This window comes from Nocardioides bruguierae (assembly GCF_023554635.1).
Taxonomy (GTDB): Bacteria; Actinomycetota; Actinomycetes; order Propionibacteriales; family Nocardioidaceae; genus Nocardioides; species Nocardioides bruguierae.
Genome location: NZ_JAMJPH010000002.1, coordinates 1 through 16,205, shown reverse-complemented (window position 1 = coordinate 16,205; position 16,205 = coordinate 1). Strand labels below are relative to the sequence as shown.

Annotated in this window: 15 protein-coding genes; 8 read left to right on the top strand and 7 right to left on the bottom strand. The window is 73.5% G+C overall.

Features of this window, described 5'->3' with window-relative positions; translation table 11 throughout:
- Both rplC and rpsJ read right to left on the bottom strand, forming a co-directional pair.
- On the bottom strand, nt 1–660 hold the full coding sequence (gene rplC, locus M8316_RS02200) for a 50S ribosomal protein L3 (RefSeq protein ID WP_250051620.1): 660 nt from the start codon (nt 658–660) through the stop codon (nt 1–3).
- An 11-nt stretch (nt 661–671) separates the two neighbouring features.
- Complete coding sequence (gene rpsJ, locus M8316_RS02195; RefSeq protein WP_008360994.1) at nt 672–980, bottom strand: 30S ribosomal protein S10; 309 nt, start codon at nt 978–980, stop codon at nt 672–674.
- A gap of 538 nt (nt 981–1,518) precedes the next feature.
- Between rpsJ and M8316_RS02190 the strand changes: the two genes are divergently transcribed.
- The 6 genes from M8316_RS02190 to M8316_RS02160 all read left to right on the top strand — a co-directional run bounded on the left by M8316_RS02190 (nt 1,519) and on the right by M8316_RS02160 (nt 8,431).
- Complete coding sequence (locus tag M8316_RS02190; protein WP_250051618.1) at nt 1,519–2,703, top strand: hypothetical protein; 1,185 nt, start codon at nt 1,519–1,521, stop codon at nt 2,701–2,703.
- 10 nt (nt 2,704–2,713) lie between these two features.
- Nucleotides 2,714–3,421 (top strand): DUF4129 domain-containing protein, encoded by a 708-nt coding sequence (locus M8316_RS02185; protein WP_250051616.1) that lies wholly within the window; start codon nt 2,714–2,716, stop codon nt 3,419–3,421.
- Nucleotides 3,418–4,593, top strand: a complete 1,176-nt coding sequence (locus M8316_RS02180) for a DUF4350 domain-containing protein (RefSeq protein WP_250051614.1) — start codon at nt 3,418–3,420, stop codon at nt 4,591–4,593. The genes M8316_RS02185 and M8316_RS02180 overlap by 4 nt, the downstream gene beginning before the upstream one ends.
- Complete coding sequence (locus M8316_RS02175) at nt 4,590–5,570, top strand: AAA family ATPase (protein ID WP_250051612.1); 981 nt, start codon at nt 4,590–4,592, stop codon at nt 5,568–5,570. The genes M8316_RS02180 and M8316_RS02175 overlap by 4 nt, the downstream gene beginning before the upstream one ends.
- Before the next feature lie 8 nt (nt 5,571–5,578).
- Nucleotides 5,579–6,865 (top strand): DUF58 domain-containing protein, encoded by a 1,287-nt coding sequence (locus M8316_RS20385; protein ID WP_272494584.1) that lies wholly within the window; start codon nt 5,579–5,581, stop codon nt 6,863–6,865.
- A 258-nt stretch (nt 6,866–7,123) separates the two neighbouring features.
- Nucleotides 7,124–8,431, top strand: a complete 1,308-nt coding sequence (locus M8316_RS02160) for an NtaA/DmoA family FMN-dependent monooxygenase (protein ID WP_250051610.1) — start codon at nt 7,124–7,126, stop codon at nt 8,429–8,431.
- 32 nt (nt 8,432–8,463) lie between these two features.
- Here the strand turns inward: M8316_RS02160 and M8316_RS02155 are convergent, their stop codons facing one another.
- Nucleotides 8,464–9,459, bottom strand: a complete 996-nt coding sequence (locus tag M8316_RS02155; protein ID WP_250051608.1) for a stage II sporulation protein M — start codon at nt 9,457–9,459, stop codon at nt 8,464–8,466.
- 24 nt (nt 9,460–9,483) lie between these two features.
- Here M8316_RS02155 and M8316_RS02150 point away from each other — a divergent pair, with 24 nt between their 5' ends.
- Complete coding sequence (locus tag M8316_RS02150; protein ID WP_250051606.1) at nt 9,484–10,311, top strand: RDD family protein; 828 nt, start codon at nt 9,484–9,486, stop codon at nt 10,309–10,311.
- Here M8316_RS02150 and M8316_RS02145 read toward each other — a convergent pair whose 3' ends face one another.
- Nucleotides 10,312–10,947: a hypothetical protein gene (locus tag M8316_RS02145; protein ID WP_250051604.1), complete on the bottom strand. Its 636-nt coding sequence runs from the start codon at nt 10,945–10,947 to the stop codon at nt 10,312–10,314. It lies immediately after the preceding gene.
- 135 nt (nt 10,948–11,082) lie between these two features.
- On the opposite strand from M8316_RS02145, the gene M8316_RS20935 reads away from it, so the two are divergent.
- Nucleotides 11,083–11,838 carry a tetratricopeptide repeat protein gene (locus tag M8316_RS20935; RefSeq protein ID WP_250051602.1) on the top strand — a complete coding sequence of 252 codons (756 nt, stop codon included), beginning with the start codon at nt 11,083–11,085 and terminating at the stop codon, nt 11,836–11,838.
- Here the strand turns inward: M8316_RS20935 and trmB are convergent.
- The 3 genes from trmB to fusA all read right to left on the bottom strand — a co-directional run bounded on the left by trmB (nt 11,802) and on the right by fusA (nt 16,035).
- The gene (gene trmB / locus M8316_RS02135; protein ID WP_250051600.1) at nt 11,802–12,545 is read right to left on the bottom strand and encodes a tRNA (guanosine(46)-N7)-methyltransferase TrmB; all 744 of its coding nucleotides are present in this window, start codon (nt 12,543–12,545) and stop codon (nt 11,802–11,804) included. The genes M8316_RS20935 and trmB overlap by 37 nt on opposite strands.
- A 120-nt stretch (nt 12,546–12,665) precedes the next feature.
- Nucleotides 12,666–13,859 (bottom strand): elongation factor Tu, encoded by a 1,194-nt coding sequence (gene tuf, locus M8316_RS02130; RefSeq protein ID WP_250051598.1) that lies wholly within the window; start codon nt 13,857–13,859, stop codon nt 12,666–12,668.
- A 103-nt stretch (nt 13,860–13,962) separates the two neighbouring features.
- Nucleotides 13,963–16,035, bottom strand: coding sequence for an elongation factor G (fusA, locus tag M8316_RS02125; protein ID WP_372490540.1), 2,073 nt, complete (start codon nt 16,033–16,035; stop codon nt 13,963–13,965).
- Nucleotides 16,036–16,205: the final 170 nt, after the last annotated feature.

Sequence of the window (16,205 nt, the reverse complement as noted above, 5' to 3'; positions counted from 1 at the left end):
TCAGGCCTCCTGGGTCTTCTTGGCGGCCGAGCGGAGGACCAGCACGCCACCCTTGGGGCCGGGAACGGCACCCTTGATGAGGATGAGGCCCTTGTCCGCGTCCACCGCGTGGACGGTCAGGTTCTGGGTGGTGACGGTGTCGCTACCCATGCGGCCGGCCATGCGCAGGCCCTTGAAGACGCGACCCGGCGTGGCGCAGGCACCGATGGAGCCCGGCTTGCGGTGGTTGCGGTGGGCACCGTGCGAGGCGGACACACCGGCGAAGCCGTGACGCTTCATGACACCGGCGAAGCCCTTGCCCTTGCTGGTGCCGGTCACGTCGATCTCCTCGCCCGCGGCGAAGGTCTCCACGGTGACCTCCTGGCCGACCGAGTACTCGGTGGCGGAGGTGGTGCGGATCTCGACGACGTGGCGGCGGGGGTTCACGCCGGCCTTGGAGAACTGGCCCGCGACGGGCTTGGAGACCTTGCGGGCCTCGATCTCACCGAAACCGAGCTGCACGGCGTTGTAGCCGTCGACGTCCGGCGTGCGGACGCCGGTGACGACGTTGGTGCCGGCGGCGATCACGGTCACGGGGATGACGCGGTTGTTCTCGTCCCAGAGCTGGGTCATGCCGAGCTTGGTGCCCAGCAGGCCCTTCACATTGCGTTCGAAAGTCATTTTCGCAGACCTCAGAGCTTGATCTCGATGTCGACGCCCGCCGGCAGGTCGAGCCGCATCAGGGAGTCGACGGTCTTCGGGGTCGGGTCGATGATGTCGATGAGGCGCTTGTGGGTGCGCATCTCGAAGTGCTCGCGGGAGTCCTTGTACTTGTGGGGCGAGCGGATGACGCAGTACACGTTCTTCTCGGTCGGCAGCGGCACCGGGCCGGCGACCTTGGCACCCGTGCGGGTGACCGTGTCCACGATCTTGCGCGCCGAGGTGTCGATCACCTCGTGGTCATAGGCCTTGAGCCTGATGCGGATCTTCTGTCCCGCCATAGGTCTCTCTCGTCCTTCTCGTCAGCTGCCGCGTGCGTAGTCATGCGGGACGTCCTCGGGCTTGAGTGGGTCCCGCGTTGCTCTCCCACCCAGCCTTCCTCCGACCCCCGCGGTCGGGCGTGTCGCCATTCACGGGGGAATCGCGGGCATGCCACTGGACCGGGTCCTGGTCGGTTCCGGCTGGTGGCAGCCCTCGGGGGGCTGAATCGGGTCTCCTGGTTCGGCGGGCGCACAGCGAACCCTGGAACACAGTTCTCCTGCCCCGGGAACCCGGGAGAGGGAGACGCGATTCAGAAGTCAAGGTGTGCCGCGCCCCGGCGACCCGCCGGAGCAACTCAGCTATCTTGGCAGACGTACCCCGCTGCGACAAATTCGTCGGGCACCCCCGGCCCCGGGCGCGTCGTCGGGGGCGGCGGAGCCCCGCGACGGGCCTGCGGCGGACCCCTGACGGTGCGCTCTGTCAGGATGTCCCCGCGCACCGCGCGAGGTCCTGCGAGCCGCGGGACCTGCCCCAGCTGCCGAGCGAGCACGGAGACCCATGCCTGCCGACGTCCCCCCAGGCTACCCGCCTCCCGGCGATCCCCGGGAGCCGGGCACGACCCCGCCCGTCCCCGGTCCTCCCCCGCCCGGCTGGGGACAGCCGGCAGGCCCGCCCCCGCGGCAGTGGCTGCCCGCCGTCCACCGGCCCGGCATCGTCCCCCTGGCACCGTTCGGGCTGGGCGACGTCCTCGGCGGCGCCTTCAAGCTGCTCCGGCTGAGCCCCGCCGCCGCCCTCGGCTCGGCGGCCCTGGCCAGCGTGCTCGCCGGCCTGGTGCCCGTGCTCGTCACCGCGCTGGTCTCCGGGGACGGCTCCCTGGACCTGATCGCGCTCGACACCGCGGCCTCCGGCACCGACCCGTTCGGCGACGTCCGGTGGGAGGCGTGGGCGGCCGTCGGGCTCAGCGCCGGCTTCGGGTTCCTGGTGATGTGGGTCGGCTACCTGCTGGTGCAGGGGATGGTCGCCGTGGCCGTTGAGCGAGGGCTGCTGGGTGTCCGCACGTCCCTGGCCCAAGCCTGGGCCGGCACCGCCGGCACCCGCCTGCGGTTGGTCGGCCTCAGCCTGCTGCTGGGCCTCGGCAGCCTGCTGCTCGCCCTCGTCTGGCTCGGGCCGTTGCTGCTGGTGGTGGCGCTCGCCGACGACCCGCTCGTCCCCGCCCTGCTGTGGGGCCTGCTGGGCTTCGTGCTGTGGGCGGTGGCGTCGGTCTTCGCCTGGGTCAGGCTGGCCCTCGTCGCCGTGCCCGCGCTGGTCCTGGAGCGGCGCGGCGTCCTCTCGGCCCTGGGTCGTGCGTGGTCGCTGACCCGGGGCGCCTTCTGGCGCACGCTGGGCATCGCCATCCTGGTCGGCCTCATCACCTCGGTCGTGGCCTCGGTGGTGTCCTTCCCCGTCACCCTGGTGCTGGAGCTGCTGACCTACCTGCTCGACCCCCGGTGGACGATGCTCCTGCTGGTGCTCGGCCAGGTGCTGAGCCAGGTGGTCGCGGGGACGCTGTCCGTGCCCTTCCAGGCGGCCGCGACCACGCTGCAGTACGTGGACCTGCGCATCCGACGCGACGGCTGGGACCTCGAGCTGCTCCAGCGCGCCGGGCTCACCGGACCGGTGCCGACGGCCGGCGTCGCACCCGGCCAGGCAGGGCCTCCCGGAGCCGCACCGGGTCCGCCGCCGTCCGCGCCCCCGAGCTGGTGACCGCCCGACCGTGCTCCTGCTCCCCGTGGCCCCGCCGCTGCTCGCTGCCTCCCCGCTGACGCGCGCGCTGATGTCGCCGCTGACCCTCCCGCTGACCCCGCCGCTGACACCGTCGCCGGACGAGGCGCGCGGCCTGCTGCGCGAGGAGCTGACGGACCCGGCCTACACCGACACCGACTGGTGGGGGCGGTTCCTCGACTGGCTCGGCGGCCTGCTGGACGGGGCACCGGGGGCGTCCGGCCTCGACCTGGGGCCGCTGCCGACCGTGCTGACGCTGCTGGTGCTGGCGGTGCTGGGCGTCGGGGTGGGTCTGCTTGCCTCGCGGCTGCGGCACGGTGCACGTGCCCGCCGCGACACGGCCGCGGACCTCCTGGGTGCCGGCACGCTGAGCGCCGCGACGCTGCGGACCCGGGCCCGCGCCGCCCTCGAGGCCGGCGACGCGACGACGGCGCTGCTCGACGGCTACCGCGCCCTGGCCGTGCGGCAGGTCGAGCGCGGCCACCTGGAGGACGCGCCCGGCACCACCGCGGGTGGGGTCGCGCGGCGCCTGGGACGGGTGCACCCGGAGCACGCCGCCGACCTCCTGGCCGCGGCAACCGCCTTCGACGCCGCGCTCTACGGGCACCGCGCCCCCGACCTCACGACGGCCTCCGCGGTGCTCGACCTCGAGCACGACCTCGACAGCGCCCCGGCACGGACGTCCGGGAGCGACGCATGAGGCGGGCAAGGCCGCTGGTCCTCCTCCTCGCCGTGGTGGCGGGGCTCGTCGCCCTCACCGTGGCCCTGGTGCCGGCGCCGACGCCCAGCGCGGCCCTGGACCCCGAGAACCCCGCGCCCGACGGGGCACGGGCCCTCGCCCGGGTGCTGGCCGCCCAGGGCGTCGAGGTCGACGTGGCCCGCGGCGCCGACGCGCTCGAGGGGGCCCTGTCCGGCGGCGGGCCGGCCACGGTGCTGGTCACCTCCTCCTGGGCGCTCAGCCCGAGCACGGCTGCCGCTCTGCTCTCCTCGGCGGGCGAGGGCGAGGTGGTGGTGGCCGGCGCCGGGCCGCTCACCGTCTCCGCCCTCGGGCTCGACGTCGCCGCGCGCTCCGTCGGCGAGCGTCGCGACGTGCCCGCCCGGTGCGACGACCCCGTCCTGGCCGGTGCGCTCGGCGGGCTGGTGGTCTCCTCCACCGACGCCTACGCCTACGACGCGCCCGGCTGCTTCGGCCGCGGCCGGGCCCTCGTGGCGCGGACGAGCGAGGCCACGCTGCTCGGTGCCACGGGCGTGCTGCGCAACGACGAGGTGATCGACGCCGACAACGCCGCCGTCGCCCTGCGGCTGCTCGGTGCCCGGGACCGGCTCGTCTGGTACGTGCCGGACCCGGCCGACGCGCTGCCCTCGGAGGCAGGCGCCCTGGCCGAGCTGCCGGACGCCCTGGCACCCGGGCTGTGGCTGACGCTCCTCGTCGTGGTCGCCGTGGCCGTGTGGCGCGGGCGCCGCCTCGGTCCGCTGGTGCGCGAGCCGCTGCCCGTGGTCGTGCGTTCCTCCGAGACCACGCTGGCCCGCGGACGCCTCTACCACCGGGCCGGCGACGCGCCCCACGCGGCCGCGGCCCTGCGCGCGGGCAGCCGCGGCAGGCTGGCCGACCACCTCGGCGTCCCTCCCGGGCCGGCCGCGGGCGAGCCCCTCGTCCTCGCCGTCGCCTCCGCCGCCGGTCGGGACGAGGCCGAGGTCCGCGCCCTCCTCGCGCCCGAGCCCGCGGCCGGCGCGCGCCCGGTCGACGACGACCGCGCCCTGACCCGGCTCGCCACCGACCTGGACCACCTCGAGCACGACGCCGGCGTGCCGGCGCCGGCCACGACGACACCGACCACCACGCCCCCGACCGACGAGAGGGACCCCCGATGACCGACCCCACCCCCACGGACCTGCCCACCGCCGAGCAGGCCCGCGCCCGGCTCGGCGCGGTGCGCGAGGAGGTCGCCAAGACCGTCGTCGGCCAGGACGCGGCGGTCTCGGGGCTCCTCGTCGCGCTGCTGTGCGGCGGCCACGTGCTGCTCGAGGGCGTGCCGGGCACCGCGAAGACGCTGCTCGTGCGCACGCTGGCGGCGACGTTGGACGTCCGCACCCGGCGGGTGCAGTTCACCCCGGACCTCATGCCGGGCGACATCACCGGCTCGCTGGTGGTCGAGCGCGGCGGCGACCTCACCTTCCGCGAGGGCCCGGTCTTCACCAACCTGCTCCTGGCCGACGAGATCAACCGGACCCCGCCGAAGACGCAGTCGGCGCTGCTGGAGGCCATGGAGGAGGGGCAGGTGTCCGCCGACGGCGAGACCCGGTCGCTGCCCCGGCCGTTCCTGGTCGCGGCGACCCAGAACCCCGTCGAGCAGGAGGGCACCTACCCGCTGCCCGAGGCACAGCTCGACCGGTTCCTGCTCAAGGTCGTCCTCCCGGTGCCCCCGCGCGAGGACGAGGTCGAGGTGCTGCGCCGGCACGCAGCCGGGTTCGACCCGCACGACGTCGGCGCGGCCGGCGTCCGGACCGTGGCGGGAGCGGCCGACGTGCTCGCGGGCCGACGAGCCGTGGCCGGGGTGGAGGTGTCCCCGGAGGTGCTCGGCTACCTGGTCGACGTGGCCCGGGCGACCCGCACCTCCCCGTCCCTCTCCCTGGGCGTGAGCCCGCGCGGCACCACGGCCCTGCTGCACGCGGCGCGGGCCTGGGCCTGGCTGACCGGCCGGGAGTTCGTCACCCCGGACGACGTGCAGGCGCTGGCGCACGCCACCCTCGTGCACCGCCTCGCGCTGCGGCCCGAGGCCGAGATCGAGGGCGTGGACGCGGCGGGCGTGCTGTCCGCCGCGCTGGCCTCGGTCCCGGTCCCGCGCTAGGCGCGCGCATGGCGATCACCGGACGCACCCCGCTGCTGCTGGCCCTCGGGCTGGTGGCGGTGCTGGTGCGCCCGGAGCCGTCCACCGTCTGGCTGTGGCTGGCCGTGGTGGGCGCGCTCGTCCTGCTCGACGTCGCGCTGGCCCCCTCGCCGCGGACGCTGCGGCTCGAGCGGGACCGACCGGGTCGGGTACGGCTGGGCGAGGCGGGCGAGACGCGGGTGCGGCTGACCGCCGGGCCCCGCCGCGTGCGGCTCCTGGTGCGTGACGGCTGGCAGCCCTCGGCCGGGGCCGGCCAGGACCGGCACCGCGTCCGGCTCGGCCCGCACGAGAGCACCGTGCTGACGACGACGCTGCGCCCCACCCGCCGCGGCGACCGGCGCGCGGTCGGGCTCACCGTGCGCTCGGCCGGCCCGCTGGGCCTGGCGGCGCGGCAGCGCACCGCGACCCTGGCGGGGTCGGTGCGGGCGTTGCCGGCCTTCGGCTCGCGACGGCACCTGCCCTCGCGCCTGGCCCGGCTGCGGGACCTCGACGGCCGCTCGGCGGTGCGGGTGCGCGGGCAGGGCACGGAGTTCGACTCCCTGCGCGAGTACGTGCGCGGCGACGACGTCCGCTCGATCGACTGGCGGGCGAGCGCGCGCAACCGCTCGGTGGTCGTGCGCACCTGGCAGCCCGAGCGGGACCGTCGCGTCGTCCTCGTGCTCGACACCTCCCGCACCTCGGCCGCCCGCGTCGGCGACGTGCCGCGGCTCGACGCCGCCATGGACGCCGCCCTGCTCCTGGGCGCCCTCGCCGGCCGCGCCGGCGACCGCGTGGACCTGGTGGCCGGCGACCGGCGGGTGCGCGCCCGCACCCGGGCCGGTGGCACCGCGGTCGTCGGCGCGCTGTCCGAGGCCATGGCCGACCTGGAGCCCGTGCTGGCGGAGGCCGACTGGTCGGGCCTGGCCTCAGCCGTCCAGGCCCTCGGACGGCACCGGGCGCTGGTGGTGCTGCTGACCCCGTTGGAGCCCGCGGCCGTGGAGGAGTCGCTGCTGCCCGTGCTCCCGGCCCTCACCGCCCACCACCGGGTCCTCCTCGCGTCCGTGCGCGACCCGGAGCTGGCCGCGCTGCGCACGCGCCGCGACGACGCCGCGGCCGTCTACGGCGCCGCGGCGGCGGAGCAGACCCTCGCCCGGCGCGCGGCCACCGCCTCGCTGCTGGAGCGGCTGGGCGTCGACGTCCTGGACGCCGATGCCGACCACCTGGCCCCGGCCCTGGCCGACCGGTACCTGGCGCTCAAGGCGGCCGGCCGCCTCTGAGCCCGTTCTCCCCGCGCTCCCCGTGCTCCCCCATGCTCCCCCGTGCTGTCCCGGGGTGCCGGCCCCGGCGTCCGCGAGCAGGGCACGTGACCCACGTCCTGCGGCGGATCTCGCCGCCCCGCGCCCTCGGGGACCGGGCAGGAACGGGTGCCGAACGGCGCAACACCCGCGCTGCCTCGGCGCAACGGGGCCCTCACACCGGGCTGCCACCGTCTCGCGCACCGCCGGGAACCGCCCGGCGCCGAGACGGAGGCACGCATGTTCCACCTGGGATGGTTCCTCGGCGACAGCACCGGCATCCACCAGTGGTGGGGTCCGTGGTCGTCCACGAACGCGACCGACTGGATGAAGCCCGACATCTACGTGGACCTGGCGACGTCGCTGGAGCGCGGCGGCTTCGACCTCATGTTCATCGAGGACACCGCGATGGTGGAGGACACCTACGGGGGCTCGATGGAGATGAGCCTGAAGTACGGCGAGATGGTGCCGAAGAACGACCCCATGCTCTACATGCCGCTGATGGCGCAGGCGACCCAGCACCTCGGCCTGGTCGGCACGGTCTCCACGATCCAGTACCCGCCCTACCTGGCCGCGCGGCAGGCGGTCTCGATGGACCACGTGACGAAGGGCCGCTCCGGCATCAACGTCGTCACCTCGGTCTCGCACCGGGTGGCGCAGAACTTCGGCTACGACCAGCACCTGGCCCACGCGGAGCGCTACGCGATGGCCAACGAGTGGATGGACGTCGTCTCCGCGCTGTGGGAGTCGTGGGACCCGGACGCGGTGCTGATGGACAAGACCGAGCCGCGCTTCGCGGACCACACGAAGGTCCACACGATCGACTTCGAGGGCACGTACTTCAAGGTCCGCGGCCCGCTGAACACGATGCCCGGGCCGCAGCGTCGTCCCGTCGTGGCGCAGGCCGGCAACTCCACCCCCGGCCGCGAGCTCGCCGCCGCGCACGCGGACTGCATGCTGGCGCTGTGCAAGAACCCCGACGAGATGCGGGCCCTGCGCCAGGACATGGACGCCCGGCTGATCGCCCACGGCCGCAAGCCGGGCGACCTCAAGATCCTGTTCATGACCATCCCGGTGGTCGCCGAGACCGACGAGGACGCCCGGGAGCTCCAGCGCCGGGCCGAGGCCGCGCGGCACGACCAGTCGGCGATCGACATGCGCCTGTGGGCGATGAGCTACGCCTCCGGCGGCACCATCGACTACGGGAAGTTCGACCTCGACGGCCCGGTGCCGCAGGAGATCGGCACCGGTGAGACCACCACCGCCAAGGCCTGGCTGGAGAACAGCGAGGACATGACCCTGCGCGACCTGGTGACCGGCCCGTTCAACTACGGCATGGACTTCGTCGGCTCCTACGACACGGTGGCGGAGCAGATGGGTGAGGCGATGGACGCCGCCGGCGGCGACGGCTTCCTCATCTACAAGCCGGTGACCCGCAAGCACATCATCGAGATCACCGACGGCCTGTGCCCGGCCCTGCAGGAGCGCGGCCTCATCCGCACCCGCTACGAGCACCCGACCTTCCGCGAGAACCTGCTGGCCTTCTGATCCTCACCGGCTCAGCCTCACCTCCGACAGGCTCAGCCGCGGACGGCGACGCGGTCCTCCAGCAGGGTCGCGTCCAGGTCCCCGGTCACGCCGCGCGCGGGCGCGGCGCGGCCGGGGACCACCACGTAGAGCACGAAGGCCACCTCGGCCAGGACCCCGATCGCCAGGCGGGCCCACGTCGGCAGCCCCGACGGCGTCACGAAGCCCTCGATCAGGCCGGAGACCGCGAGGACGCCCACCAGCCCGAGCGCGACGGTGCCGGCGGTGCGACCCGCCTCGGCCAGCGCCTGGCTGCGCGGGCGCGGGCCCGGGTCGATCCAGGCCCAGCACAGCCGCAGGCCCACCCCACCGGCCACGAACACGGCGGTCAGCTCCAGCAGGCCGTGGGGCAGCAGCAGCCCCCAGAACTCCGCTGCCGCGTCGTGCCGGTGCATGATCGAGCCGATCACCGCGAGGTTCGCGACGTTCTGGAACAGCACGTAGACCACCGGCAGCCCGAGCACGCCGAGCGCCAGGCACAGCGCGCTGACCCAGGCGTTGTTGACCCACACCTGGAACGCGAAGTGGGAGGCGGCGTACTCGCTGTAGTACCCGGCGAAGTCGGTCTCGACGAGCTGGTCGACCTCGGCCGGGGTCAGCAGCTGCTGCTCCACGCTGGGGTGCGCCAGCAGCCAGAGGATCATCACGGCGGTGACGGCGACGTTGGCCGCCGCCGTCCCGACCCACCACCAGCGCAGCCGCCACAGCGCCGCCGGGAAGCGCGCGGTCCAGAAGGTGGCCACGCCGGCCCACGTGCCGACCCGGGTGCCGACCGCGCGACCGCGGGCCCGCCCGAGCAGGGCCGAGAGGTGGGCGACCAGGTGGGGGTCGGGCGCGCTCGTGCGCAGCACCGAGAGGTGCGTGGCCACGCGCTGGTACAGGTCCAGGAGCTCGTCGGCCTCGCGCCCGTCGAGGCGGCGGCGGCCCACCAGCTCCGCGAGCCGGCGCCACTCCTCCGCGTGCGCCTCGGCGTAGGCGTCCAGGTCCATGCGCGCCAGCCTATGCTCGCGGCGATGACTCCGTCCGCCGCACCGCCTCCCCCGCCCGAGCACGCCACCGTCACCGACGACGACGTGGTGGTCGGTGAGGGCGTGGCGCTGGACCTGCCGGCGGCCGGCGTCGGGCTGCGGCTGCTCTCGGGGTTCCTCGACGTGGCCGCGACGGGGCTGGTGCTGGTGGGCGCGGTGCTGCTCGCCACCGTGGCGACCGCCGACGTCGACCTGGCCCTGCAGACCGCGGCCACGATCCTCGCCACGGTCGCCTCGCTGCTGGTGTGGCCGGTGCTGTGGGAGACGGCCAGCGGCGGCCGCTCCCCCGGCCGGTTCGCCCTGGGCCTGCGCGTCGTGCGGGACGACGGCGGCCCGATCACCGCGCAGCACGCGTTCGTCCGCGCCCTGCTGGGCGTGGTCGAGATCTGGCTGACCTCCGGGGCGCTCGCGCTGCTGACCGTGCTGCTGCACCCCCGGGGCAAGCGCCTGGGCGACCTCGCGGCCGGCACCTACGTCGTGCGCACCCGGGTACCTCTGCGCTGGCGCGGCGGACCGGGCCTGTCCCCGGCGCTGGCCGGCTGGGCGACGACGGCCGACGTCGGCCCGCTGCCGGTGGGCCTCGGGGTGGCGGTGCGCGAGGTCCTGACCCGCAGCCGCGACCTGGACCCCACGTCCTTCGACCGGGTCACCGCGGCGCTGGCCGCGCAGGTCGCGCCCCACGTCTCGCCCGCGCCGCCGCCCGGCACCCGGCCGGCGGACTTCCTCGCCGGCGTCCTGGCCGTGCGGCGCGAGCGGGACCGCGCCCGGCTCGCCCGCGACGCCGACCTGCGCAGGAGGCTCGTCGGGCGCTGATCAGGCGTGGCCGGAGAGCACCAGCCCGTTGCCGGCCTCCAGCCGCCAGCCCTGGGCCACCGGCCCGCCGAGACCGACGACGCCGGAGCTGACCACGCGCACCGGCACCCGGTCCGCGACGAGCTGCTGGACGACGCGTCGCTGCTCGGGGCTCAGGTGCGCCTGGGCGGGGATGCGCCAGGCCGAGGTGCCCGCGCCACCGCCGGAGACGTGGTCCGGTGCGCCCTGCTCGTCCATCACCATGGTCTGCACCTCGTCGGCCGCGACGTGCAACGTCATGCCGCCGCCTTCGCTGGAGATGTCGGTGACCCGACCGTGCTCGTGGGAGGTGACGAAGTGCCGGCCGAGGTCGGGCAGGTGCCGCATCTCGGCGAGACGCCGCCGCAGCACCAGGGCCAGCGCCGTGCCCGCCGCCGCCAGCGCCGCGACGGCGAGCAGCGCGAGGAAGGCCGCCACGACCAGGGCGTTGCCGATGCCCAGCAGCACCGTCGCCGCCAGGCCGGTGCTGAGCACCAGCAGCGCCACCGCGACGGGCAGCGCCGGCGACGGCGGGCGCACCGCGCCCGCGAGCGGGCCCGGGTGGGCGCCCGTCGGCGCAGGGGTCGGGCGGGACGGGGAGCGGAACGGCGAGCGCATGGGACCTCCGGCGGGGCTTCGTGGGTCCGGCCAGGCTCCGCCGCAGCCTCGTGCCGTGGCCCATCGCGGGCTGTCGGCCGCCTGTGAGCGGGGCTGCCTGCGCCGGTACGCACTCGGGGAGGGAGGATGGAGGACGTGGTCGACGTCGACGCCCTCTGGGACTTCTCCGACCCGGGTGCGTCCCTCGACCGCTTCCGGGCCGCGGCCGAGGACGCCCGGGGCGACCAGCGGCGGGTGCTGAGCACGCAGGTGGCTCGCGCGCTCGGCCTCCTGGACCGCTTCGACCAGGCGCGAGCGGTGCTCGACGAGATCGTCACCGGCCTGCGGCCGCCGGTCACCGCCGAGGTGGGCGTCCGCATGGCGCTGGAACGCGGTCGGGTCGAGCGCTCGCGTGCGCTGGCACACCCCGACTCCTCCCCCGGCGACCCCCGCGCCCGGCCCCTGGGCCTGTTCCGCGAGGCCGCGCTGCTCGCGCACGCCGCGGGGCTCGAGGCCCTGGAGATGGACGCCTGGCACATGGTGTGCCTCGAGGTCCCGGCCGAGGAGCAGGTCGACGCCCACGAGCGAGCACTGGCCCGGGCCGAGGCCTGCCGGGACCCGCGGGCGCGGGCCTGGGCGGGGTCACTCCTGCACAACCTGGGCATGACGCACGCAGACGCCGGCAGGAACGAGGCCGCCCTCGAGGCGTTCACCCGCGCCCTCGCGGTCCGCGAGGAGCAGGGCGACGTGGAGCGCGAGCGGATCGCCCGCTGGATGGTCGGGTGGACGCTGCGGCTCCTGGGACGCCTGGAGGAGGCCCTGGCCGTCCAGACGGCACTGCGCGCCGACCTGGACGCCGCCGGGCTCGAGGACCCCTACGTCGACGAGGAGCTGGCGCTGCTGCGTCGGTAGGTCAGGTCGGTGATGCTGCGGCCCGCCTCCGTGCCCTTGCGCTCGAACCGGGTCACCGGGCGCGCGTCCCAGCGGTCGACGACCCCGCCGGTCAGCAGCGGCTCGGCGTCCAGCACCTCGACCATCTGCTCGGCGTAGTCGGCCCAGTCGGTGGCCAGGCGCCACAGCCCGCCCTCGACCAGACGCTGGGCCAGCACGTGGGAGAACGCCGGCCCGACCAGCCGGCGCTTGTGGTGCTTCTTCTTGTGCCAGGGGTCCGGGAAGAACGTCCACACCTCGGCCAGCTGCTCCGGCTCCACCAGGTGCTCGATCGCCCACTGGGCGTCGACGCCGATGAGGCGCACGTTCTCGGCCCCGGCCTCGGCCAGCTTCCACAGCGTGTCGGCCACGCCGGGGCGCCAGACCTCGAAGGCCAGCACGTTGACGTCGGGGCGCGCGGCGGCCAGCGCAGCGGTGGCGTCCCCCACGCCCGAGCCGATCTCCACGACGAGCGGCGCCTCGCGGTCGAACCAGGAGGAGAAGGTGAACCCGTGGCGGTCGACGGCCTCGTCCGGGATGACCCAGGCGGCCTGGTGCGCGTGCCACGCCTCGGCCTGCCGGGGCGTGAAGCGGGCCCCGCGGCGGGAGTAGCTGAGCACCTCCCGCAGCCTGCGCCCGTCCTCGGTGAGCTTGTGGTGGGGACGAGCGGGAGTGACGCCTTCGGACATGGGCTCATTCTCACCGGGCCGGCCCGGTGCTTCGAAATGGCCGGAGCCCCCGGTCCTCGTGCGAGGACCGGGGGCTCCGGGTGGTGCAGGTGCGGGCCCGCCGGGGCGGGACCGCTCAGATCACTTGCTGATCTTGGTGACCCGGCCGGCGCCGACGGTGCGGCCACCCTCACGGATCGCGAACCGCAGGCCCTCGTCCATGGCGATGGGCTGGATGAGCTCGACGGTCATCTCAGTGTTGTCGCCCGGCATGACCATCTCGGTGCCCTCGGGGAGGGTCACGACGCCGGTCACGTCCGTGGTGCGGAAGTAGAACTGCGGACGGTAGTTGTTGAAGAACGGCGTGTGACGGCCGCCCTCGTCCTTCGAGAGGATGTAGACCGAGGCCTCGAAGTTGGTGTGCGGGGTCGTGGTGCCCGGCTTGGCCAGGACCATGCCGCGCTCGACGTCCTCGCGCTTGGTGCCGCGGAGCAGCAGACCGACGTTCTCGCCGGCCTGGCCCTCGTCGAGCAGCTTGCGGAACATCTCGACACCGGTGACGGTGGTCTTCGACGAGGTGTCGCGGATACCGAGGATCTCGATCTCCTCGCCGACCTTGACGATGCCGCGCTCGATACGACCGGTGACGACGGTGCCACGACCGGTGATCGTGAAGACGTCCTCGACGGGCATGAGGAACGGCTTGTCGGTGTCGCGCTCCGGCTGCGGGATGTACTCGTCCACAGCGTTCATGAGCTCGACGATCGAGCCGGCCCACTTCTCGTCGCCCTGGAGCGCCGGGAAGGCGGCAACCTGCACGACCGGGACGTCGTCGCCCGGGAACTCGTACTCGGAGAGGAGCTCGCGCACCTCCATCTCGACGAGCTCGATGAGCTCCTCGTCGTCGACCATGTCGCACTTGTTCAGGGCGACGACCAGGGCGGGCACGCCGACCTGGCGGGCGAGCAGCACGTGCTCACGGGTCTGCGGCATCGGGCCGTCGGTCGCGGCCACCACCAGGATCGCGCCGTCCATCTGCGCGGCACCGGTGATCATGTTCTTGATGTAGTCCGCGTGACCGGGGCAGTCGACGTGGGCGTAGTGACGCGCCTCGGTCTGGTACTCGATGTGGGCGATCGAGATCGTGATGCCGCGCTGACGCTCCTCGGGAGCCTTGTCGATCTGGTCGAACGGCGAGGCCTCGTTGAGGTCCGGGTAGGTGTCGTGCAGCACCTTCGAGATCGCGGCAGTCAGGGTGGTCTTGCCGTGGTCGATGTGACCGATGGTGCCGATGTTGACGTGCGGCTTGTTCCGCTCGAACTTCGCCTTAGCCACTGGGGGCTCCTCCTGGTGTGGTTGATACTTGACTCGTGGTGGTACTGGGTCCCGGCCGCCGTCGTGACGGCCGGGACAGCTGGTGCCGAGGCACCGGGAACTGTTACTCGCCCCGGGCCTTCTTGACGATCTCGTCGGCGACGTTCGAGGGAACCTCGGCGTACGAGTCGAACTCCATCGAGTACGAGGCCTGACCCGAGGTCTTGGACCGCAGGTCACCGACGTACCCGAACATCTCGGACAGGGGGACGAGACCGGAGACGACGAGGTCACCGTTCACTTCCTCCTGGGACCGGATCTGGCCGCGGCGGGAGTTGATGTCGCCGATGACGGTACCCAGGAAGTTCTCCGGGGTGGTCACCTCGACGGCGAACATCGGCTCCAGCAGGACCGGCTTGGCCATCCGGCAGGCCTCCTTGAAGGCCTGGTTGCCGGCGATCTTGAACGCGAGCTCCGAGGAGTCCACGTCGTGGTACGCGCCGTCCTCGAGGGACATCTTCACGTCCACCATCGGGTAGCCGGCGAGGACGCCGAACTGCATGGCCTCCTGGGCACCCTGGTCGACGGAGGGGATGTACTCCTTGGGCACGCGACCGCCGGTCACGTTGTTGACGAACTCGTAGCCCGCACCCAGGCCGGTCTCCTCGTCCACGTTCGGCGCGATCGAGATGACGACCTTCGCGAACTGGCCGGAACCACCGGTCTGCTTCTTGTGGGTGTAGGAGTGGCCCGAGACCTCGCGACGGATCGTCTCGCGGTACGCGACCTGCGGCTTGCCGACGGTGGCCTCGACCTTGAACTCGCGCTTCATGCGGTCCACCAGGATGTCCAGGTGGAGCTCGCCCATGCCCGAGATGATGGTCTGGCCGGTCTCCTCGTCGGTCTTCACGACGAAGGTCGGGTCCTCCTCGGCCAGACGCTGGATGGCGACACCCAGCTTCTCCTGGTCCGACTTGGTCTTCGGCTCGATGGCGACCTCGATCACCGGGGCCGGGAAGGTCATCGACTCGAGCACGACCTGGTTGGACGAGTCCGACAGGGTGTGACCCGTGCGGGTGTCCTTCAGGCCCATGACGGCGACGATCTGACCGGCGCCGACCGACGCGATCTCCTCACGCTTGTTCGCGTGCATCTGGTAGACCTTGCCGATCCGCTCCTTGCGGCCGTTGGTCGAGTTCAGCACCGTGGCGCCGGCCTCGAGCTTGCCGGAGTAGACGCGGACGAAGGTCAGCTTGCCCAGGTGCGGGTCCGCGGCGATCTTGAACGCGAGCGCGGCGAGCGGCTCGTCGTCCGAGGGCTTGCGGACGATCTCGTTCTCCGGGGTCTCCTCGGCGTCCGGCTTGTGACCGACGATGCCGTCGACGTCGATGGGCGACGGCAGGTAGTCGATGATCGCGTCGAGCAGGGGCTGCACGCCCTTGTTCTTGAACGCGGTGCCGGTGAGGATCGGGTTCACCTTGTCGGCCAGGGTCGCGGCCCGGACGAGCTTCTTGATGGTGGGGACGTCGAAGACGTCGCCCTCCTCGAGGTACTTCTCCATGACCTCGTCGTCGGTCTCCGCGAGGGTCTCGACGAGCTTCTCGCGGTACTCGGCGGCCTTGTCGGCGAGGTCGGCCGGGATCTCCTCGACCACGTAGTCCTCACCGGTCACGGTCTCGCCGCGCCAGACCTTGGCGTTCATCTCGACCAGGTCGACGACACCGATGAAGTCGCTCTCGGCACCGATCGGCAGCTGCATCACCAGCGGGGTGGAGTTCAGCTTGGCGACGATGGAGTCGACCACGCGGTAGAAGTCCGCACCGGTGCGGTCCAGCTTGTTGACGAAGCACATCCGCGGGACGGAGTACTTGTTCGCCTGGCGCCACACGGTCATGGTCTGCGGCTCGACGCCGGCCACGCCGTCGAACACGGCGACCGCGCCGTCGAGGACGCGCAGGGAGCGCTCGACCTCGACCGTGAAGTCCACGTGGCCGGGGGTGTCGATGATGTTGATCTGGTGGTTCTTCCACCAGCAGGTCGTCGCGGCGGACGTGATGGTGATGCCGCGCTCCTGCTCCTGCTCCATCCAGTCCATCGTCGCGGCGCCGTCGTGCACCTCGCCGATCTTGTAGGAGATGCCGGTGTAGAAGAGGATCCGCTCGGTGGTGGTCGTCTTGCCGGCATCGATGTGAGCCATGATGCCGATGTTGCGGACAGTCTTGAGGTCGGTCGTGATGTCGACAGCCACGGTCTGGTCGCGTTCCTTAGGTCGAAGGGGTGCGGTGGGGCGGGGGGGGGGGGGGGGCCGGGCGCCCCCCCCCCCCCACCCCCCCGGGGGGGGGGGGGCCGGGGGTGGGGGGGGGCCCC